This window comes from Xenorhabdus griffiniae (genome assembly GCF_037265215.1).
Lineage (GTDB): Bacteria > Pseudomonadota > Gammaproteobacteria > Enterobacterales > Enterobacteriaceae > Xenorhabdus > Xenorhabdus griffiniae.
This window is the reverse complement of the sequence record NZ_CP147737.1, coordinates 582,644-605,840: the sequence shown is the minus strand read 5'-3', so window position 1 is coordinate 605,840 and position 23,197 is coordinate 582,644. Positions and strand designations below refer to the sequence as shown.

The 23,197-nt window shown below is 44.3% G+C and carries 9 protein-coding genes and 3 pseudogenes; 5 read left to right on the top strand and 7 right to left on the bottom strand.

Annotation, left to right across the window (positions count from 1 at the left end):
- Positions 1–18 precede the first annotated feature (18 nt).
- Together tnpA and WDV75_RS02630 are read right to left on the bottom strand one after the other, a co-directional pair.
- Positions 19–474 (bottom strand): annotated as a pseudogene (gene tnpA / locus WDV75_RS02635) (IS200/IS605 family transposase).
- A gap of 123 nt (positions 475–597) precedes the next feature.
- Positions 598–828 (bottom strand): annotated as a pseudogene (locus WDV75_RS02630) (IS5/IS1182 family transposase); the annotation flags it as partial.
- A gap of 719 nt (positions 829–1,547) precedes the next feature.
- Here WDV75_RS02630 and tssI point away from each other — a divergent pair.
- Genes tssI through WDV75_RS02605 form a run of 5 tightly spaced genes read left to right on the top strand, consistent with a single transcriptional unit; the run spans position 1,548 to position 7,195 of the window.
- Entirely contained in the window at positions 1,548–3,548 is a 2,001-nt protein-coding gene (gene tssI, locus WDV75_RS02625) for a type VI secretion system tip protein TssI/VgrG (protein ID WP_273557883.1), read from the top strand.
- Positions 3,545–4,375 carry a DUF4123 domain-containing protein gene (locus WDV75_RS02620; protein ID WP_273557882.1) on the top strand — a complete coding sequence of 277 codons (831 nt, stop codon included), beginning with the start codon at positions 3,545–3,547 and terminating at the stop codon, positions 4,373–4,375. The genes tssI and WDV75_RS02620 overlap by 4 nt, the downstream gene beginning before the upstream one ends.
- A 19-nt stretch (positions 4,376–4,394) precedes the next feature.
- Positions 4,395–4,664, top strand: a complete 270-nt coding sequence (locus WDV75_RS02615) for a PAAR domain-containing protein (RefSeq protein ID WP_273557881.1) — start codon at positions 4,395–4,397, stop codon at positions 4,662–4,664.
- An 11-nt stretch (positions 4,665–4,675) separates the two neighbouring features.
- A complete protein-coding gene (locus WDV75_RS02610) occupies positions 4,676–6,295 on the top strand; it encodes a hypothetical protein (protein ID WP_273557880.1) in 1,620 nt (539 codons plus the stop codon).
- Positions 6,296–6,346: 51 nt separating this feature from the next.
- Positions 6,347–7,195, top strand: coding sequence for a hypothetical protein (locus tag WDV75_RS02605; RefSeq protein ID WP_273557879.1), 849 nt, complete (start codon positions 6,347–6,349; stop codon positions 7,193–7,195).
- A gap of 453 nt (positions 7,196–7,648) precedes the next feature.
- Here the strand turns inward: WDV75_RS02605 and WDV75_RS02600 are convergent, their stop codons facing one another.
- The 5 genes and pseudogenes from WDV75_RS02600 to WDV75_RS02580 form a co-directional block, all read right to left on the bottom strand.
- On the bottom strand, positions 7,649–8,962 hold the full coding sequence (locus tag WDV75_RS02600) for a sodium-dependent transporter (RefSeq protein WP_189759886.1): 1,314 nt from the start codon (positions 8,960–8,962) through the stop codon (positions 7,649–7,651).
- 44 nt (positions 8,963–9,006) lie between these two features.
- Positions 9,007–9,162 (bottom strand): annotated as a pseudogene (locus WDV75_RS02595) (branched-chain amino acid transport system II carrier protein); the annotation flags it as partial.
- Between the two features lie 491 nt (positions 9,163–9,653).
- Complete coding sequence (locus tag WDV75_RS02590) at positions 9,654–12,776, bottom strand: autotransporter outer membrane beta-barrel domain-containing protein (protein ID WP_273557878.1); 3,123 nt, start codon at positions 12,774–12,776, stop codon at positions 9,654–9,656.
- Between the two features lie 481 nt (positions 12,777–13,257).
- Positions 13,258–14,532, bottom strand: a complete 1,275-nt coding sequence (entS, locus tag WDV75_RS02585; protein WP_273557877.1) for an enterobactin transporter EntS — start codon at positions 14,530–14,532, stop codon at positions 13,258–13,260.
- Between the two features lie 48 nt (positions 14,533–14,580).
- A complete protein-coding gene (locus WDV75_RS02580) occupies positions 14,581–23,175 on the bottom strand; it encodes an amino acid adenylation domain-containing protein (RefSeq protein ID WP_273557876.1) in 8,595 nt (2,864 codons plus the stop codon).
- Positions 23,176–23,197 lie beyond the last annotated feature (22 nt).

Genomic DNA, 23,197 nt, shown 5'->3' with positions numbered 1-23,197 from the left:
TGTCTTTGCTTCTTTGGCTTACCCCTTGAAGGGGTCGTTATACTCTCGTGTACTTAATTTATCTTGAAGTAAATCTGACTTTTCTTGCTCTCTGATATAGTTACGGATTGTGGCTTCATTCAGCCCCACTGTGCTGACCTAGTATCCTTCCGACCAAAACTTCCGCTTGCCAAATTTGTATTTTAAATTGGCATGTTTATCAAATATCATCAACGAGCTTTTACCTTTTAAGTACCCCATAAAACTGGAAACACTTATTTTCGGGGGGATACTCACCAGCATATGAACATGATCTGGCATTAAATGCCCTTCGATTATTTCGACTCCTTTGTACTTACAAAGGTTTCGTAGAATCTCACCTATACTTGAACGGATACTATTGAAGATGACTTTTCGTCTATATTTCGGCGAAAAGACGATATGGTATTTACACAGCCACTTTGTATGCGCTGAGCTTTGTGCTTTAATTCCCATAAACACCTTTCCTTATTTAAGTTACGGATATTAGCTTGAACATCTATATCGTAACGGAAAGGTGTTTTTCTTGGTATAACCCTTGAACTCCACCCGCATAGCGGGTGGTTTTATGTTTAAGAAGCTAACGCATCTTAAACTGGCTAAAGCCATAAGAAAAGACGCGCTATTTTTGGCATAGCGCGTCGCTATACCACGCCAGCGTTTAAGATGAAGAAAAACATTTTTAATCAAATGACAGAGTCGGTAAAGTTCACGGTCGTATTCTCTGACAACCTTTCGATTTTTCCGACTGGGGATCTGAACTTGCATGTCTTGTTGTTTCGCTTTTTCTACGATTGCGTCACTATTGAAGTTTAATGCGTATATATCAATTGATTAAATTTACACGAAAAATAAATTTTCCTCTATATTATTTATTTTGTTAATTTATTTTCTTTCTATGGGAGTGATTTCGTCAGATATATTCCACCCCACTTTCTTTGAGTAAAATGGAGGGTATTACAACATTAGTTAATACAACGTAAAAAGTGCAATAGTTATATTTTTATTTGCTATGGATTTTTATCAACTTATTTATGGGGTTGTCACATGGTTGATTTTAACTGATGGCATTACATTAATTCATTTTATTATCAATAAATTATCATGAAAAATAATAGTCCACAAACTCAGTTCGTTTCAGATCGGTACGTTCCTCGCGTCAATGGGGGCAACCTACGCATTATTCCAGTATTTCGTCGTCAGACACGTTGCCAAATTAGCTAAACCTGAAAATGTATTAGCCCAATAACACAGAGAAAACAAGCATAACACATTAATGTGATTTTAATCCGTTGTAATCCGTGAAATTTAAATGACGCAATTAATTGATTTTATTTAACAGTAGATATCAATCACAATTTTCCTGATGTATTTTTATCCGCGGTTGTATTTATAAATAGTTCTATTATATTCTGCTCCGTAATGTACCCAAAATATGCAATAGTAATTTTATTACTAAATTATTTTCACCAATATTAACTAAGGATTGATACACCAAAATATTATGGAGAGTACAAATGAGCAGGGTAATGGATAAAATCAATCAATTACGTGATCGCTCAGGTTTGCTATTCACATTGATTACGGAAAATTTACCTGAACAAACTTTCGCTGTTGTCGATTTTTCTCTGAATGAAGCGCTATCAACTCCCTTTCGGCTAGAAGCCACACTAACCTGTAAAACGCCTGAAATTAATTTTGCCGATGTCCTCGACAGAAATGCGGCTTTTGCCGTGCATCGCAACGGCCAGGTTGAACGGCAAATAACGGGGATGGTCACGCAGTTTTCGCAGCTTTCTAGCGGACGTCATACCAGCCATTACCATATCACTATTCAGTCTCCTTTATGGCGCGCCTCATTACGGGTGAATAGCCGGATTTTCCAAAATCAGTCCGTTATGGATATTGTGGAAACACTGCTCAGGGAAAATGGTATACGAAACTATTTCTTCGCATTGGGTTATAAACATCCGCCACGGGAATTTTGTGTTCAGTACGATGAAAGCGATCTCGCTTTTATCCAGCGCTTACTGGCCGATGAAGGTATTTTTTACTATTTTATTTTCGATCAGGTTCAGCACGAACAGCGCATCATGTTTCACGATTCCTGTCTGTCTCTTAATCAGGTCATCACGGTTCCTTACCGCCCGGAAGCCGATGTGACTGGCGCAACAACCTGTATCCAGCAACTTAGCTGGTCAGAACAGGTTGGCGTCGCCAATATCACCACTAAAGATAGAACGTTTAAGAACCCACGCTGGAATCGGGAATTCTGGTATGAAGGGCGTAATCTTTCAAATCAGCGCATACTGAACAGCTACCACTATTACGATTTTCCCAGCCGCTATAAAGATGATGACCTGGGGCAACGGGCAAGTCAGTATCGTCTGGAATACCTGCGCCGGGATACGCAACTTGGTTACGGGCGCGGTGACTGTTTTGCTATGTGGCCGGGGCAATTGGTTGACGTGACGGATCACCCCAAAGAGGCTTTCAATGATCAATGGCAGCTCATTCAAATTACCCATTCCGGCCGTCAGCCACAAGCAGATGAAACCCATTCCGGTGATAGCGGTACATGGTTATCTAATCAATTTACTTTCACCACCCGGAAAAATTCTTATCGCCCTTCGCCCTACCCCAAACCCAAAATGGAAGGCCCGCATATTGCCACGGTCGTCGGGCCAGAAGGCGAAGAAATATTTTGTGATGAGCACGGACGTGTACGGATCCAGTTTGACTGGGACAGATACGGTGCATTTAACGATCAGAGCTCCTGCTGGGTGCGTGTCAGTCAGGCATGGGCCGGTCAACTCATGGGAGTGATTGCCATTCCTCGTATTGGTCATGAGGTTTTAGTGGATTTTATTCATGGTGATCCTGATCAGCCAATTATTGTCGGTCGGGCTTATCATGCCAACAACATTCCACCAAACCGTTTGCCGATGGCGAAAACCCAGATGTCGATCCGTTCGAAAACCCACAAAGGCGAAGGGTTTAATGAATTGCGCTTTGAGGATGAAAAAGATCGCGAAGAGGTCTTTATTCACGCTCAGAAAAACCTCGCCATTCAGGTGCGCAATTCACGCGGAGAACGCATTAACTATGACCGCACAACCAGTATTGGTCATGACGATGAACTGGTGATAGCCAATAACCGCAAGGTGACCGTAGAAGGTCAACAGGATCATAAAACTACGGGTAACTATATTGAGCAGATTGACGGTGACCGTTCGTTACAGCTCAAAGGCGATCTGGCGGAAAAAATTCAGGGGGTTGTCAGTATGGATGCGCAGGGCGATCTCACTTTGCAAAGTGGCAGCAAAATCACATTAAATGTCGGCGGGAACTTTATTGTGCTTCATGCAGGCGGTATTGATATCAAAGGCGCGGCTATTAACCTGAACTCTGGCGGTAGCCCCGGCGATTTACTGGCACCTGCTAATCCTGCCATCCTGCTGGCCGCAGCAAGCGAAGGTTCAATGTTTGTCGCCCATTGTCCCATGAAAGAAAAGGAGAAGCAGGAATGAGTCAGGAAAAACTCTACGCCATTATTGATGGTGCGGCAGAACACGATCTGTTTTTGATGCTGGAACGTTATGATCCCCCTTCCGCCTGTCTTTATGGCGAGCCACTCCAGCCTGAACTGGTTGAAATCGCCCCTTATCTGGTACAGGTCACTGAGGAGGTCAAAATCTGGTTGGAGTGTCGTCAAACCCCGTGGGGGATTTTCGTCCACAGCGACGCGGATATGAAAACCGTGCGCCAGCATTTACGCAAATACCTGCAAGTGCTGCTTCCCCAACAGGAAAAACCGGTCTTTTTCCGCTTTTATGATCCGCGCAATATCTGGGATTTTATCGGTGTCCTGAGTGACTGGGAACTGCATTGCTTTTTGGGGCCAATCACGCGGATCACGACACTTTATCTTGAAGAAGAGCGCACCGATAACTTTGCCAAAATCAGGGCGCCTTTTCCGATTGGCGCAACCAGCAAGCGCAAAATGTTAGCTATCACAGACATTCAGTTGGAAAAGATACAGGCTATTTTCACAGCGCGTTATATCGAAAAATTAGCCGGATTGATCCCTGAATGGCTGGATAAAGCGCCTTTTGATTTTATTCCACATATCGATACGAAGGAATGCGCCCGGCAATTTTTTGACTGGTTCAGTCAAAACGGCATCACGGATGATCGCAATGTCCGTGGATTACTCCAGCTCTTTATCACCCGACATTATTTAACCATCGATGACCTGCCAGCAGCTATATATGCCCAATTAACCGAATACAGTCAGCCGGGGCATATGCGGGCGGAAAGTCTATTAATTCAAGAGTTGGGCCAAGTACCTCTTTAATCAACAGGGGAAAAACAAGATGGGTAATGCAGTTAAAATTGGCGATATCGGCACAGAGCACGGTGATTGTTCAGCCACTCCCGTTATTACCGGAGCCAGGACAGTGAAAGTTGATGGGGCTTATCTTGCCCGACAGGGAGATGCATTAGCTTCTCATTCGTCACACTCACGGGCAATTGCTGGGGGTTCCGGTTCCGTGTTTATTGAAGGAAAACCGGCCGCCAGAACGGGGGATGCGGTTGATTGTGGCGGTGTCGTGATTGGTGGTGGCAGCGTCACTATTGGATAAGGAGATAAAAAATGACGTCAACAAAGGCAGGTTCGGCAGTATGTGGTTGTGACAACCCGGATGATTGTACCCACAAAATTGATATCAAATTAGGCGATAAGACTATCAGTTATAAACAGTCTTGGTTTCCACAACATTTTTTCTATGTACTTGATGCGCCACTAACAACCTTTGAATATGTAAATGAATTACCGAAGGAAGAAAAACCGAAGGTATCAGTTGAATTAAGTTCAATCAGTAAAGGCTGTATTTCACATAACCCAGATTGCCCAATTGGCAATTTATTTGATGAAAAACACCACTCCATTGCGCAATTTTCGCCTAAAAAGCCTTATAAAGGAAAACTAATTTACCACAAATCAAATCAAGACTTCTTAGAGATTGAACAAGGACCATTCTCAGTTCTAGCACGTTTTCTAAAAAAAGATTTTCATACCAATATCAAAAAACAGCATTATGCTATCAGAGTCGATGAATGCTCAGGAAAACCATTAGTAAAGAAGGAATATTCTGGCATAGAAAAAATGCTATTCATGGTATTGGGCGAGAAAACGGTTCTTAATTCCAATATTTATTTAGTGACTAAAGAAAAACAGGAAATCGATCTAATTTTTAAAGCTAAAAAAGATATTGAAGAATTCACTGATCAACAAAGGAGAAGACAACAAACTCAGGTTAACAGAGAACAAGGATTAGGGCATAGAAGGCATCGTGGCTGGACTCAAAACACGACGCGCTATCAAGTAACAAATGCATTAACTGTAGAAGGAACAATTAAACTTCAAAAGGGGTCAGCCAGTCGTACGTGGACACAGACTCTACAAAAAGAATTTAAGAAGAATAAAAATGAGATAAAGCCAATAGAATCATTTGTACAAGGCGTTGGCAAAATAACGAATGTTTTGTCAGTCGGGCATGATAGTGATAAGTTCAAAATATTAAAAATGGATCTTATCTACCCTTCGATTAAGATTCATGGTGAACATGAACTTTCTCACGATAATAACTTTCAACTATATTCCAAATTTGGAGCGGAAATAGTGGCAGCTCCTTTAATTGGCCTGGAACTACGCGTTGATGTCCTTCAAATAGTAGCGGCTTATTTTAAGGTTGAAAGAGTACTTTCCTCACTTCGTGAAGCAGGACAACTCCACGAAGAAAAAGTCAAAAAAGGTGAGAATGGAGCATATATAGGTGCACAATTGGATCTCATCTTAACCGGAGAGTTGAATGTTAAATTTGGCTGGGAATCAGATAAAAAAGGAGACTGGTCTTTCAAAAAAGATAGTGTATTAGAAACTGGATTCGGTATTAAAGCTGAAACTAATATTCGCGGTGGAGTAAGCTACTATGCTATCTATGGTTATGTCGATGCGACGGCTAAGGCAGAAGCAAAATTACTGGCAGCGCTAGAATCAAAACCCAAGAGCCTGGATTTGGTGTTTTATCATGACGGAATTAAGGCAATGGTAGATTTGAGTTTTGCTTTTGGTGTGGGAAAGAAAAAGTCTCGTAATGGCGAATTTAAATCAACTACAAATATAGAAAGAAAAAAAGGAGTAGGAAATGAATGGGTATTTCAAAAACCACTTTCTAAAGATAAATCGTCCTATCGGATTTCTTTGGGGTAGTATTTTTTTTCTAACGTGTTATTCAGCACATCTGTACTAGGAAAAACAGATATGGAATATAAATATTTACTTTCATTCAATACAAACCAAAGCCTCTGTGTGGTACGTATTAATGGTATGATTGCCATGGAAAATTCAGATGCTCCCTATGGAATTCAATCCAGCGGCATAAATTCAACCGCTTTTTTAGAAAATGGATCTAATACTATAGAGTTACTATTTGGCAGTCGATCTTTTGAAGAAGAACTTATGCCTGAATCTCGATGTGAAGCAACATTAAAAAAAGTGTCAGCTTATGGGGAAAATGATGACGTTATTAGTCGCATTAAATTAGTCGTTGATAAAGATGGCAATCCAGTCACTGAAGAATCACTCAAGAATATATCTAATGAGAAGGCGGGCTTTGATTTTACTGGTATGTCCTCACTCCCATTAGAAAAAGGTTTATTTTCTGCCAAGAAAATCTATTCGATTAATGGCTTGCCAGAGTGGATGTGGACAAAAGCTCAACCAGTGACAGAAAAAGATTTGCCAATTATAAAATCTTTTTATCAGGAAATAATTCTCTCATTTGTTCAAAAGGATTTGGATAAAATATGGCGCATGAGTAAACCTGCCTGGGAAGAATGGGCTATTGCAGATAATAGTAGCAATCCAAGAATGTTCTTTGATTCAATGGATTTTGAAGAAATGCTTAATAGCGGTGATTACACTGTAAGAATAAAACCTGAATGGAAAAATTTTAAATTAGTCAGCTATAAAGATGGTCGTTTATTCCGTCTTGAAGAAGGAGCTTTCGGTCGCTCACCTATATTGTTAGACAATAAAATCACCGGTGATACTGCAACTTATAGCCCTTATTTATCCATTATTAATGGTAAGATTGTGATAGCAAGGTAATTAATTTAACTTGGCTAATTAGTTATTATTATCTTGATTAGTCAGACATTCATTATATAAATCTATACCAACCTAACTTCAAGATGCGTGTGATTTCTCCCCGATTCGCGGGGGAGAAATCACGTTTCATATGGTGTTGTAGTTTAATACGTATAAACTCCATATGAAATTTCCCATCAAACATTTGAGTGCGTTAAGGGATTAAAATTGATTCGAGGCATTTTGACGATAACTAACGGGCGGTTTTGGTAGATAAACTCGCCCGTTTAAATTTTTACCTAAATTGTAACAATGTTACAATATAGCAGCATCATTCGCTACCCAACTCACTTCAAAATGGATATTGTTTCTCCCCGCGTGGCGGGGAGAAACAATGAGTTATGTTGTCTTATAATGAGCAACTTGAAAGGTAATGCGTATCTATCAAATAAATGAATATGATACTTAATATAATCAAATCAGTCCGTGTACCAAAATTACCCCGATACATAAAGGTCCGACATATCGCCATATAAACCGCAAACACTGACGTTTCCGCAATGACATATTATCCGGTATTAATGCATTGACCTTACTTGACCAGCCAAATACGAGGCAAATAATAATTCCAAATAATGGCATGAGAACATTGGAAGTAATAAAGTCCAGCATGTCGAAGATGGTTTTTCCACCTAATGTAATATCACTTAGAGGTCCAAAAGATAAGGAAACAGGGATACCCATTAACATAATCGATGCCGTCACTCTTAAACTTGCTTTACGTCGTGACCATTTAAAGCGCGATTGACAATAGGCAACAATGTGCTCAAGTAATGAAATTGCTGAGGTCAGTGCCGCCATTAATAACAATAAAAAGAAAGTCACTGCCAAGATTGAGCCACCCGGAAGGCTGGCAAAATAAATCGGCATTGTCATAAACGTTAAGCCAGGCCCTGCATTGGGTTTTAAGCCAGCAGCTGCTAAAGCCGGAAAAATCATCAGGCCAGCCAATACGCAAACCAGGCAGGAGAGGCTGACAACCCAGATACTCGATTTACCGATGCCTTTGTTATTAGGCAAATAAGAGCTGTACGTAATGTGGATACCTAACCCAATAGACAACGAAAAAAATGCCAATCCCAATGCATCTAAAACACCTTTTCCGGTCAAGCTATTGAAGTCTGGATATAAGAATAGTTTTAGACCTTCTGATGAGCCTGGTAAACGGATGCCAACAATAATTAACACTATCATGATCAAGAATAACAGTGGCATCATGACCTTAACTGATTTTTCTAAACCTTTTTGCACGCCAGATAATACCACGAAGCAGGTTAACCCTGAAAATGCCAGATGCGCGATTATCGGCCACCATGGATTGCTGATGAAATTGGTGAAAATAGATGTCAGTTGAGAGACTTCTGTAATGTTCAATTTTCCTGTACTTGCCATCACCGTGTAGCCTATGGTCCAACCACCGACAACACTGTAAAAGCTATAGATACACCATGAACTGAATACACCGATAAGGCCAACCCATCCCCAATGTTTACCAAGTAATTTTTTAAACGCATTAACGGCCACTTCACCCGTACTGCTTCCCAGCATGTTTTCAGCTAACAGAACGGCTAATCCAATAACAAAGCTAAACAATAAAAATACAACCAGAAATGCTCCGCCACCATTTGTTGCTGAAACATACGAGAATTTCCAGATGGCACCAATGCCAACCGCAGATCCGGTTGCTGCTAATATGTGCCCCAGACGGGATGTCCATTGTTGACTCATGCTAACCCCCGAATAAATACAGTGTTAGCATATGTATCTGGCTCCATAGCTGTATGCAAAAAACCAGCAACAGCACCCCAAACATGCTCACCCGCCTGCAGGTCAACCATTGGCAGGATGATATTTCCTGTCCCGACGAATAGGGCAAAGGTCATCAAGCCCAATGCCCAAATATCTTTAGATGATAAACGGTATGTCATAATAATTGTTAACTTATTGTTGTAAAAATAATTGCAAATGTAATAGTAACTATCACAACCTCTTGAATTTCCATTGGCGAAACTGGATTCTGATTTAACAGTCAGTGATAAGCATCATATTCACTGATATTCGCAAGATACAGAATGATAGTGGCAACATCAAAGATATTATCTTCGTTATAACCTGAAGCAATAGCAGATAAGAGTTCGTTGAGCATATTTAACGCCCTATCGCAAGACGCTAATCTTAGCTCGGCCATTTTTTAGAAGCCGCTTGAATCGCCAGCCACACAACTTCAGCAATCGAGCTGACAGGCCGTGTGCTGCCTTTTGAAAACAACAACCCTATTTTGGGGGGATCTTTTTGCACCAATACCTATACCAATCTAACTTCAAAATACGTGTGATTTCTCCCCGCTTCGCGGGGAGAAATCAGGTTTCGTATCGTAAATTGCAACTTGAAGTTTAATGCGTATACATTCCAGCTGTCATCAGAATTGCCATCTAAAACCGATATTCATACTATTGTCCTGATGACGGCTGGAGAGCAACCCACTATAGCCAAGAGTGAATGAAACGTTATTACTTGCACTCACCTCCGCATTCGCTTTCAGCACCATGCCATCACGAGAAGCAGGTACACTGCGAGTCACAAAGGTTGTGTTGCTGTCACGGAACGCTAAACCGGTTGCTCGTTCACGCTCACCGTATTGATGCTGCCAGCCTAATTCTCCATTTAGGGTAATTGCAGAACCCCATGCAGCCTGCCAGCTATGATTGGCACGCAATCCCAATGTAGAGAGCGTTGCTTCAGTATGTTGGCTGTTACCGTGAAGTGCAGCAGCAACCCCATCTTCGTTAATACCTTCATTGCGGAAATTGACGTAAGCCAGGTTAATGAACGGCTCCAAATTCACAACCCCTGTCGGCAGAAGGTAAGCAAGTTCAGCGGATAATTGTGTTGTTCGCCCACTGTACTTGGCATTCTCACTATCACGCTGACTGCCATAACTGATAAAGCGTTTGGTATCAATACGGTGCCACGTGAACCCGCTATTGGCGCGCAACACAAAGTCACCAAATTGGCGGTCACCATAAAGAGCAAGGTGATAGTTATTACTGTCAGCAGTCGCATTGTTAGCGCCATCAAGGGAAGTACGGGTGTAACCCGTTGCGATACCAAAACGGCTATATTCATCAATAAGCGCATCCGCACCAAGGAATAAACCATAGTTTGAAGCCTGATAGCCCGTCGCATTCGCTGTTCCAGAAGCGTGGCTCCATGCACCAAGCAGCCGAACCCACGCACCGTTATTGTCTCCATGAATATCGGGCGAAGATGAACGGCCTTCAGCCTGACTCAAACGAGAATTCAAGGTATCACGTAAATAACGGCTGTCATTAACCAACTGAGACGCGATATCAGCGTGAATTTGCCCATCAAGCTGACGGAACGCAGAGCGGGCTTGCTCCGCAGAACGACTGGTTAAGATACTTTCGTAAACCGGATTCCCCATCCCAAGTGTATCCGCGGCAGCAGCCACTGCACGTTCATTTTGTGTCTTAGCAAAATCGACAAAAGCCGTCTCATTACGTCCAACATGGAGATTGATTTCACCAGGTTGATAAGACAATCCAGTGCCAAGGAAGAGATAAATCGGGACAACACCATCAAAGCGACCATTGATATTCTGCTTCGCACTAAGAATAGTATATTGCTGACCACTCAGGCTTCGCACATCTTCAAACGAAAGTAAGTTGGCCGTATTCTCAAGGGAAACACTAACCTTTCCGCCATTGAGCTGTGCACTTTCTTCAACCTGAATTTTGTCACTGCGCCCATCGGAAGCGATTTCAACAGCGTAATAAGAACCAGGTTCAAAGGTAATTTTTTTAGCAACCTTAAGCGTCCCTATAGAGTTACCTGGTGCTACCGTACCGCCACGCTGCACATTGAGCGCTCCCACCGTACCATTCCCACCAAGTGTGCCACTTTCCATTACTGCAACGCTGGAAGAGACACTACCGCTAACGTCCAGTAATCCCTGTTTGACCAGTGTTGGGCCAGAATAGGTATTCTGACCACTGAGAGTCAGTGCACCTCTGCCTTGTTTGGTTAATCCACCATGACCACTGATATCATTGCTCCATTGATCCTGGGCGCACTGACCAGCATCACAGACGCGTTCAGTCGGTTTACCCTTATCGAGCACGGCACCAACACCCGGAATATCAGCAATAAACTGTCCCTTACCGTAAGCGACTCCGTCAGGATCTGGAATGCGGAATTTTTCAGGAATATCTTCTGCGGTATAGAACATGCCAGGACCATTTATTGCTTTACCGAGGTTGATCAATCCCCAGCCGTAAAGCTCGTCAATGCCCTTTTCCCCTAGATCAGTAGCCGTCGTACGAAGCACAGAAGCGACTTGATCGCCGGTCATATAGGGGAAACGTTCCATCAATACCGCAATACTACCACCAGCATGTGGCGCGGCCATTGAGGTCCCTCTATAGCTGTCATAGCCCGTGGTAATATTGTCTATCCCTGTTCCCTTAATAACTGAGCTATATATCCAACTACCCGGTGCGCTGACACAAAAACTGGCAGTATAGCCACAGCGGGAGGAAAAATCGCTGATGGTATAAGGCACGCTATTGGAACTATTTGGATTTTGTTGCAAGCTCGCGACGGTCAACCAGTTTGGTGCAATCTCAGGCACAAACCAAGCCAAGCCCGCAATAGCATCTGGATTACTGTAGTTATTACTGTTGCCAGCAGCAAAAATTGTCACAATGCCGCTACGGGCAGCATCAATTGCCCCCTGATATGCCCCACCAGGTTTTGTACCCAAAATCGGTTTGATTTCATCAAACTGCATCTGAGCTTCAGCCAGGGTAAAATGGGCTGCGTTTGGATCTTTCCCACCCCTCTCAAGCTCCCGATCAATACCAATCCCCCAGCTATTGTTAATGATACGAGCGCCGCTGTCTCTCAGTGCATTCCAACCCGCCAGGTAAACACCACCATCATTGCCCAAGATAATGCCATCTTCAGGGCCAGGATCACCGTTATCCGCAGTGAGTATTTGGGCGTTATAGGCCACGCCATGCATCTCTCTGCCATCTCGGTTAGCCGCCGCTATGCCAGCCACATGGACACCATGTGTTCCTAGCCTCCCGTACCTATCCACGGACGGCGTGCCATCATAAGTAAATGAATCACCTTTCTTCACCGGAATATAGGGATCAGTATATTCACGTATCCCAGAAGTCTTTAAGTTGATGACTTTATCTTTTCCCATAAACTCAGGATGCTTGGCATAAACTGCCTGATCAAATATGCCTAATTTAATCCCTTTACCGGTATAGCCTCTGGCATAGGCTTCATCAGCGTGAATCGCACCAAGCCCCCATTGGCCGGAAAACTCACTGGAACGCCAACTGGCAGGATCGCCAATCCGTCCTTTTTCAACATAATTTTCGGCATAGGCGCCTGCGCTGGCCGCAGCCAAACAGCAAGCTATAGCGTGATAAAGCACTCGTGGTTGGGTTTTGACTGATAAACGTGTGGAAGTCAGCGTGTTCCAAGGTCTTCTGTCGCTTTTATTCATTTTAGTCACCATCCATTGTTGATTTGCAAAGATGCCAGCTCTTCTGTTTTTTATTGTGTAGGCAGCTTGAAACCATCAAAGTGATAGTTGTCTAAAAAGCAGGGAAAGACTAAAAAAGGCGTGCTGATTTTTAGATTGTTATCAAAAGAAAGCAGGTTTAATCAAAGCTATTACCTACACGATTTATACCACCAACACTCATCATAAAATGCCATATTTAATTAACCTTTATATTAATAAACTTTAACCTAACCATAACCTTCTTTGTTATGGTGTTATTTTGATACATTGAAATAGTTCTGCATTTCCGTTATACCAATCTAACTTCAAGATGCGTGTGATTTCTCCCCGCTTAGCGGGGAGAAATCAGGTTTCATATCGTGTCGTAAATTGCAACTCAATGTAATTGTTTATATCTCCCCGCATTGCGGGGAGATATAAGACGCATCTTGAAAGGCGATTGGTATAACCCTGGTTTCAATTAATTATCATCTTGCTGCAGCCTTTGTTCTAAGGTGCTTGTTTCTCTGTCACGCAGGGTAGAATGACGTAAAGGTTTTACTACTGCTGCAAGCAACAAGCAGGTAATTGCAGCAAAAGTTCCAAACGAAAAAACAGTGATTACCGGAGATAACAAACGGCCCATAAAACCTAATCCCAATGCTCCCAAAGAATCGCCGGTAACATCTTGAGCAGTGACAAAACTGTTCACTCGCCCCAGTAAATGATCCGGTGTATGACTCTGAACAAGGGTAAATTGCAGTAAGGATGCAAATGCATTCAAATATCCATAACAAACCAACACAAGTAATGCCAGAATGATATTGGTCACGATCCCTAGCAGGGATAACGTGATAAAGGAACACAGGGCACATATAACAAGCAGAACACCAGGTCGGGTACTGCGTCCTATCCAGCCGCTGGTAAAGGCGCCGAGCATGGCTCCCAAGGGAACAGCGGAATACATCAACCCCGTTGCTGACGGCCCTTGGTGGTAAACTTCCTGAGATAAGGCAGGAAACAGGATACGCACGGCTCCCGCGATACTGATCATCATCCCTACCAATATGACACTGCCCACAATTTTATGCTGACAAACAAATTTCACTCCGCTTATCAATGCACTGATTGGATGCTCCTGCTTACTTGGTTGAGGCTTCATTTCAGGGAGCCTCATCAGGGGTAACAACGTGGCTAATGTACCGATGGCTGCCACGGCAAAGTTCCATCCTGGTCCACCAACAACAATAATAATCCCTGCCAATGCCGGTGAAATAATGGCACCGATGCGAACAGTAATCATGCTCAAGGCCCCTGCCGCCGCCAGATTCTCCCGCCCGACTAAATTGGGGATGGCTGCCATTAATGCCGTCATCCCCAATGCACCAAAAAAACCATCCCAAACAGAAAGAAAATAGAGCATATACAGGGACGGAGAGTCTAGAAATGCGTTAACACTCAGAGCGACAAAACCGAGACCACAGGTGCCACGGGCAAACAAAATAAGTTTACGTCTATCATAACGATCAGCCAGTATTCCACCCAAGATTAACCCGATGAACATACCAACGCCATCCAGTGCCACCACAATCCCGACCTGTAAGGTAGATCCTGTCAGAAACTGCATTTGGACAGGCACACCAACCGTCAGCATCCCTAATGCAAAGACAGATAACATACGGGCAATAAAGATAGCGCGAAAATGGGCATTATTTTTAAGTAAACTAAAATCCAAAAAAATTGATGAAGTAGCCATAATGTTCCATACGGTGCGTTAAATACGATAAAATCAATTGCTGCAAGCTTAATTACGGCGTTTTTTCAACAAGTTATTGAGCAGTGGCCCCCACTGTTTCAATGAATCTGGAGAAAGAATATCTGCATGTTCACAATCTTGCCGATAAACCCGTAAATGGCGAATCCAAGGTGCCCATGTCTCCTCGACATCCAATTCAGGCGGCAATGTTCGGGTAGCCACAAACAACGTAGCTTCGCCATCATATTTCTGGTTAACAGCGGATAATAAACTGCGGACAGCATCTCGATAGTTAGCCACGATATCCTCAAACATAGTCTGCTTTTCCTTACGCAGTTGCGGATCATGCTCATCTTCTGTGGCCGCCATAAACTCTGCCTGTTCACGGGCAATTTCCTGTTTGGCTTCTTCTTCGCTTAACCCTCCCCAATCCTGACCTTCTGGAGGATAAGCATCCAATAATCCCAAGAAAGCAACTTCCTCGCCTTCTTGCTGTAAACGGATAGCCATTCCTTGAGCCAACATTCCTCCCAGAGAATAACCCAGCAAGTAATAAGGCCCATGAGGTTGGATATTTCGTAAGGTCGCCAAATGGCGTGTACACATTGCGTCGAGACTGTCGCAGTCAGCAATGACACCATGAGGACGAGGAGATTGTAAGCCGATAATCGGCCAGTCTCCCTCCAGATAACGCAAAAGCCCACTGTATTGCCAGGCAAAACCTGACGCTGGATGCACACAGAAGAGTGCTGGCCCCGCTCCTTCCCTCAACGGTAAGACTTCACCTATTCCGCCGTTTTCGGCCGAATTTTTCTTCTGTTCATCTACCAGTAGTGCACTCAATTTTTCTACACTTCGCGCGACCATAATATGACCGACTGAAACACGGAGATTAAGGCGTCGATGTATTTCGGCTGCCAAACGCATTGCCAGCAACGAATGCCCACCCAAAGCAAAGAAATCATCATCAGCCCAAACAATGTCGCACGCTAAAATCTCTGCAAACAACTTAGCTAGCTGACTTTCCAAACCCGCCTGCGGTAACCTGCCTGTTGTTAATTTCTCTGGCATCGGAAGTGCCTTGCGATTCAATTTTCCATTAGCACTCAGTGGGAATTTTTCCTGTATTACATAGCTGACCGGCAGCATATAAGCAGGCAATCGTTTCATCATTGTTTGTTGCAGCGCTTGAATATCCAATGTCACATCTGATTGCGGGATCACCCAGGCAATTAGCTGACGCGCATCAACATTCTCAATTGCCTGACTTGGCTTACCTAACTCACGTGCAGCAACCGCAGCCTGGGCGATTTCAGGCTGTTCTAGTAAAACTTGTTCAATTTCACCCAGTTCAATACGCTGACCACGTATTTTTAATTGATCGTCACTGCGTCCAAGGTATTCAACCTCACCGTTTTCTGACCAGCAGGCAATATCCCCCGTTCGGTACATCCGCTCACCCGATGCAAACGGATCGGCCACAAAACGGCTGGCTGTCAAATCAGCTCGGTTCAGGTAGTTTGTGGCTAACTGGATCCCACTGAGATAAAGATCACCCGCCACCCCAATGGGAACAGGGCGCAACCAAGGATCTAAAATACGCAATTGGGTATTCCATACCGGCCGACCGATAGGGACACCAGAGCTACTGCAACGCTGCAAGGCCTCACCAAACGCAGGTTGCCATGTCACATCTACCGCCGCCTCTGTTGGCCCATAAAGATTATGCAAAGGTGCAGTAATCAGCATTTGATAGCGATGCGCCAGTTCACAGGACAAGGCTTCTCCACTACAGAAAACACGTCTCAAGCTACGGCAGAAAGGTGCTTCTTGTTCTTGTAACGCGAAAGAATCAATGAAAGTTGCCAGCATTGATGGCACAAAATGCAATGTCGTGACGTGATAATCATCAATCAGTTGCCGAAGGAGTGTGGGATCACGATGCGCTTCCGGTGGTGCCATCATTAACTGAGCACCGGTCATCAATGGCCAGAAAAACTCCCATACAGAAACATCAAAACTACAGGGAGTTTTCTGCAATACCACATCATCTGTCGTCAATGAATAAGCATCCTGCATCCACAATAAACGGTTAACAATGGCTTGGTGACTCACCACCACTCCTTTTGGCCGCCCTGTAGAGCCAGAGGTATAAATAATGTATGCAGCCTGTTCAGGCGTCACATTGGCGGCTGGATGGATAGGCTGTTGTGTTTCATCTGCCAGTGTATCCAGCAACAACAACGGTGCCTGATTGGCAAAACGTGCCTGATATTCATTTTCTGTAATCACTACTCGAGGTTGCGCATCTTCCAGCATGATGGTTAAGCGTTCGTCAGGATAGCCGATATCAAGAGGCAACCATGTCGCCCCTGCTTCCAAAATCGCCTGTAACGCCAGACTTAGCCGAACTGAACGCGATAATGCAACCCCAACAATGTCCCCTGCCTGTACACCCGCATCAATTAGACGATCAACCAATAACCGAGTTTGAAGACGCATTTGCTGGTAAGTCAGACGATGATGACAATCCAACAACGCCAAAGCGTCAGGTGTTTTGCTTGCCTGCTCAATCACAGTCTGATGAAGTGTTTTGGAAGGAATATCATGATAAGTGTGATTAACTTCCTCAATTAGTGCGGCTTCATCGGCGAATTGTAACCCCCATTCCCGCAGTGCAACTTCTGGCCGTTCGATTAATTGTTGGAACAAGAACAGTATGCGTTGAGCCAAATACTCAGGCTGTTTAACGCTTTCACGATATTCCATTAATAAACGCAGACGCTTACCCGGCAATACCAGTAATGTCAAAGGGTAATGGGTATAACCACGGTTATTGATGCTTTGGCAGATGATGCCTGCAATATTTTCTTTATTCCCTTTGTCCTGTTCCACATCAGGATAATTTTCAACCACCAATAAAGTATCAAAAAGTGTACCCGTACCTGCAATTCGCTGGATCTCGCCCAGACCAATATTGTCATGCTCAATCAATTGGATCTGCTGTACCTGTAGCTGTTTTAGTTGAGGTAATAGCGGTTGTTCCATATCCAAAATAACGCGAACGGGTAAGGTGTTACTGAACAATCCGATATGCTGATCCAACCCGTCAATCTGCCCAAACCGCCCCGATACCGGAGAGCCGAAAACAACATCAGATGAGCCACTTTGTATACTCAATAGCAGCGCCCAAATGCCTTGCATCAAAGTATTGAGCGTTAAACCACGTTGCTGACACAAGTCCGTCAATGCCTGCTCCATCTCTGGTGCGAGTAATATCTCAAGCTCTTTAACCTCACCAGTACGGCGTTGTTCGCCGAATAAACACGTTGGTTGAACATCTTGCAATACCTGTTGCCAACATTGACGAGAAGGCTCCGTCTCACGCGTCAATAATTGCTGAACTACGTCTTGATAACGTATCTCAGGTTTATGCAAGGCTTGCTCTCCTTGATTCAACAAGGTCAAAAGGTTTTGAACCAGAATAGGTGTTGACCAGCCATCAACGATCAGATGATGAACATTTAGCAATAGCGTATGGCGTAAGCTTTTACCGTGGCGTACCAGCAATGCATGTAACATCGCTGCTGGCTGCTGAAAGAGGTTTCGCGTGAGTTCTGCTTTTTCCAGTTCCCGTAATGCAGCTTCCTCCTCTTCCGCTGTCAACTCAGGCAGTTGATGGAAATCAAGTGTCCAATAATCCTTGTCATCAGAAATAATGGGGATCAATTGCAGTGGAGAGAGGTATTGTTCAGTATCAAATTTCGCAACTATCTGCGGATGATGCCGAACTAAAACTGACAATGCCCGTCGTAACTCAGCCACAGGCAATGCCCCGAGCAGGGAAAGACGTGTCAACGAGTTATAGCTTCCCTGTTCGGTCGCTGTCTGTGCATGGAATAATAACCCTTGTTGCAGTGGCAGTAACGGTAATACAGCAGATAGTGGACCGTAACGCTCAGTCAACTGAGTGAGATCGTTTTCTTCAATATCTGATAGCCCAGTTTCTGCGGCGACTAAAGTAGCCATGGCCCGTAAAGGCTGCTGTCTGGCGAATTGGATTAAGCAATCAGCCGCCCATGCCATACCGCGATGTAATTCCGCAATATCTTGCTGGCTAAAAATACCATCAATCCATTGCCAATTAATCACCAACTGTGGTGTGTTGCCCTGCTCATCCACAAACAAATTGATTTCTAAGCTATGGCTTAGGGACATTTCGGGATCTTGATAAACCGCAAAAGCATCCTGGAAAAGATGTTTAGTTCGTCGTGGTGACCATAAGTGATCTGTCTCGACAAAACGCCCCAGATAATTAAATAAGATCTCTGGTGTCTCTTGCGTTGCCAGTATTTCCCGCCCTGTTTGATCAAGGTAGCGCAGCAAGCCATAACCGACGCCACGATCCGGCACTGCACGTAGAACGCTTTTCACCGCTCTGACGATGTCAGAAATAGCGCTATCAGAACTCATGATCGCAGCAGGTTGGTGTTCTCCTGTCAGCGGTAAATTGACCACTATTGGATATTCAGCGGTTAACCAGCCAACAGTCCGGGCTAAATCGCCGGTTTGATCGAATTCAATACGGCCATGAGACTCTAACTGGAAACGTAACTTATTGACGTTAAAACGACGATAACAAGCCATTGCCAACATTGTTAATAAAATTTCTTCAATATTCGCGTGGTATTGCTTTGGCAAGCTCCCTAATAATGCGGCCGTTTGTTCGCCACTCAATAATGTTCGCTGGTTGCAGGAGGTTATTTGGCGATCCCGCTGTATATCCAGCGGACGCTGCCCTAAAAGGGGCGTTTTTTCATTTAACATTTGTTGCCAAAAAGGCAATTCAGCTGCACGTTGTGGCAGATTTTGGCGTAGATAGTCATTCCAATCGTACAACGTGTACTCTTCTGCCGGCAAAACTACGGGCTGACCGGCGATTGCTGCTTCTACTCCTTGACGTAACTCATCCAATACTATTCGCCACGAAACACCATCTGTTGCCAGATGGTGAATAACAAGCACTAATCCTTTAGACACACCGTTATGTTGTAATAAACAAGCATGGAATAATTGACCATTCGCAGGTTCCAAACGCATAACGGCATCGTGGAAAGCTTGCTCAGCACAAGCTTCAATATCTTCGCAATCTTGCCATAGGCTGTAATGAGCGGTTTTGGATAACGGAATAGACTCACCTACAATCAGCCGACCATCACGAGTCAATGCGCGCAGTACAGGGTGCGCTTGTTCTAAGGCAACCAATGCTTGTGATAAGTGTTGCGGCTGCAATTCTGCCGGAACATGTATAAATACACCGTGGACAAAACGGGTATTAATGCCATGAGTCTCAGCAAACCACTGTAAAATAGGCAGGCTATCGATCGCCCCTTCCTGAAGGCGTGTAGGAGCAGGTTTAACAATGGCAATAGGCGTCATCTTCAATGCCATACGCACAGGTGTACGTTCACTGAAAATATCCCGCGGACGCAACTGCCAACCAAGGCGACGCAATTGCGTCCCCAGCGCCATCGCAGAAATACTGTCTCCTCCCAGCGCAAAAAAGTCATCATCTGCACTGACTTCTTGCACACCTAACAAGCTGGAGAAAGCTTCACAAATGGATTTTTCCTGCTCACTTTCCGCTTTTCTGCCTACTGGCAATGGAAGTTGTTGTGGTTTAGGTAATGAATGACGGTCTATTTTGCCATTGATCGAAATAGGTAAGGTTGCCAATACCATCAAGAGGGAAGGAACCATGTAATCAGGCAGTTTCTTTGCCAATGCCGCCAGCAGCAGAGCAGAGATATTAGGTAAAGCACGTTGTTGCTCATCAGGTACAGCACAATACCCCACCAACCGATATGTTGCGCCGATAGGTTCAGCAATCACGACCGCGGAACTGACCTCCGGCAAATCAACCAGAGCATTTTCTACTTCGCCTAATTCAACGCGAAAACCTCGTACTTTAACCTGATGATCCACGCGGCCAATAAATTCAAGTAATCCATCAGGGCGCCAACGCATAAGATCACCACTGCGATACATTACTTCGCCATGACGGAATGGATTAGCGACAAAACGTGTTGCCGTCATCCCTGGGCGATGCAAATACCCACGGGCGATACCCGCGCCAGAGAGATACAATTCTCCCGCTGCACCTATTGGCACAGGTTGTAAGTAACGGTCTAAAAGCCAGATATCGGTATTAGCAACTGGACGTCCAATCACCGGTTGATCGGCCAGCCGAATACTGCTTCCCAGCGTATCAATCGTATATTCGGAAGGGCCATAATAGTTGTGGATATCCATTTGCGGCTGCTGTTTGAGTAATTCCCACAACCGCGGTGTCGCCGCTTCACCACCAATCATAATAAACGCAGGTTGGTGATTACCTTTTTCCAACAACCCACTATCGATAAGTTGGATCAAGAAGGAAGGCGTAATATCCATGATATCAATCGGTAGCAGATTCATCTGCTGTACCACGCCCCACGCATCCCGCCTCAGTTCCTCATCAAAAATATAGAGTTCACTGCCTAAGATCATACAAAACAGTGGCTCCCAAGAGGAATCAAAGGAGAAAGAGGCAGTATGTCCTGCACGCGCTCGTCGGCCATATTGCCGGTAAAAATTCTCAATGGCAGGCCCAAATAAATGCGTTGCATGGGAGATTAATAAATTCAACAATCCACCATGTGTACTCATCACCCCTTTTGGCTTACCGGTAGATCCTGAAGTGTAGATCATGTAAGCCAAGTGTTCCCCGCGCAGTTTTTCGCGGCGTTCTTCGTCTGTGACGGGTAACGGGGATAAACGGGAACACTGCGTCGCTATCTGCGGATCATCCAGACAGATAGCTTTAAACGTTTCGGGCATTTGTCCCAATGTAGTCAAGTGAGTGATCAGCAAGGCTGGCTGAACATCGTCACACATTAACTGCAAACGTTCCTGCGGATAATCGAGATCAAGGGGAATATAAGCTGCACCGCTGGCCAAGACGCCTAAAATAGCAATAATTGAATCCACTGAACGAGGAATGCCAATGGCAACCACATCTTCAGCCCCCATTCCCTGTAATAGCAAGAAACGTGCAAGTTGCATCACTTTTACCATCAATTGATGGTAAGTCAGCTGTTCATTATGACAACGTATCGCGATAGCATCAGGCTGCTGTTCGACCTGTTGCAAAAAAAGATCCAGTACAGAAACACTCTCTACAGGCGGTTGAGTTTTCGGCCCGCATGACCAGCTATCAAGCCGTTGTTGTTCTTGTGGCGGAATCAGAGGGATGAACGCAATGGATTGCTGCGGCTGCATAAGCAATTGATTCAACAAATAGCTGATCCGTTCACCGTGCCACTGTAGCGTTTGTTCACTGTACTTATTTCGATTCGCAATCAGTGTCAGATGAAGCTGATCATCATAACAACATAATTCAAACTCTAAATCATCCACTGGCCCCATCGCGAGTGTATGCGTCTTGATGGGTTTTCCGTCTAGTTTCAATGCCTCATTATAGATTTTGTAATTGAAAACAGGCCCATAAAGCGCATTGTTGCTACCGGATAATCCCAGATCACAACGCAGTTGTTCGGCTTCATATCGCTGGTAACGACGCACTTGCTTCATTTCATCCACAAACGCCTTTGCTACTTCTGCCAGGGACATCCTGTCTTGCAATTTTATTTGCAGCGGCAAGAGATTGACCACGGGGCCGAGCGCACAAAGCGCTTGTGATCCCAAACGCCGCATAAAAGGAAAACCAATCGACAGATGTTTTTCTCCACTCATGCGATAGAAATAGATGCAGAGTGTAGCCATCACAATTTCAGCTGGCTGGAATGGCCGCAGTAAATCATCGTCCCTTACTGAAACAAACTGGGTAAGCGGAAAATGACAATGATAATTAAGAGGTAATGCATTGTTATTATTATCAATATTCTCAGTAGAAAGTGAAACAGCAACACCTCGTTCACGGGTATGCTTTTGCCAGAACGTAGCTGACTCTGCTTTCGCAGCAGATTGCTCCCAACTCAGGTACTCTTTGACGACTAATTCAAAGGAACAGAAAGGATTTTCAGTTGGCTGGCGACCTGCTCTGAATGCATTATAGATATCAATAATGCGTCGAGTCAGAGCATCAAAACTGAAGCCATCCAACATTAGATGGTGAAAACGCTGATACCAGTACCAGCGCTCTGGTTGAGCATCAACCTGCATGATCACTTGTCGATATAGAGGACGTTCTCCATCGGCAGGTAACTCAGCAGCCAGATCTGTTCGCATTAATTCCTGTGATAGACGTTCTCCCTCTTCGCTTTGTCCATGAGAGAAATCAAACCACTCAGGAGCAATTACTTGCTGTGCATTACAGAAGGCTGGAATTTGCTGTACAGGCTCTCCCTCTTCATTAACAAAATATCGCGCGTGAATGGTATCGGCTTCAGCCAATCCCTGACGAATAGCGGCGTCAAATAGGGTGCGATCCAGTCTCCCATTAATTTCAATATAATGCGCAATGGTGAACACATTACGGCGGTTGGCAAGCTGATCAGCCACCCAAATTCCAGGCTGAGCAGCGACAAGTGGCAACGTTAAATCGACTGACTTAATTTCAGTACATGGCAATACATTGAGCACGTTTAATTTCCTTTCTTATCGA

Excerpts from the sequence above, each read along its gene's own strand:
- tssI (WP_273557883.1), top strand. The coding sequence starts at position 1,548 with ATGGATAAAATCAATCAATTACGTGATCGCTCAGGTTTGCTATTCACA.
- WDV75_RS02620 (WP_273557882.1), top strand. The coding sequence starts at position 3,545 with ATGAGTCAGGAAAAACTCTACGCCATTATTGATGGTGCGGCAGAACAC.
- WDV75_RS02615 (WP_273557881.1), top strand. The coding sequence starts at position 4,395 with ATGGGTAATGCAGTTAAAATTGGCGATATCGGCACAGAGCACGGTGAT.
- WDV75_RS02610 (WP_273557880.1), top strand. The coding sequence starts at position 4,676 with ATGACGTCAACAAAGGCAGGTTCGGCAGTATGTGGTTGTGACAACCCG.
- WDV75_RS02605 (WP_273557879.1), top strand. The coding sequence starts at position 6,347 with ATGGAATATAAATATTTACTTTCATTCAATACAAACCAAAGCCTCTGT.
- WDV75_RS02600 (WP_189759886.1), bottom strand. The coding sequence starts at position 8,962 with ATGAGTCAACAATGGACATCCCGTCTGGGGCACATATTAGCAGCAACC.
- WDV75_RS02590 (WP_273557878.1), bottom strand. The coding sequence starts at position 12,776 with ATGAATAAAAGCGACAGAAGACCTTGGAACACGCTGACTTCCACACGT.
- entS (WP_273557877.1), bottom strand. The coding sequence starts at position 14,532 with ATGGCTACTTCATCAATTTTTTTGGATTTTAGTTTACTTAAAAATAAT.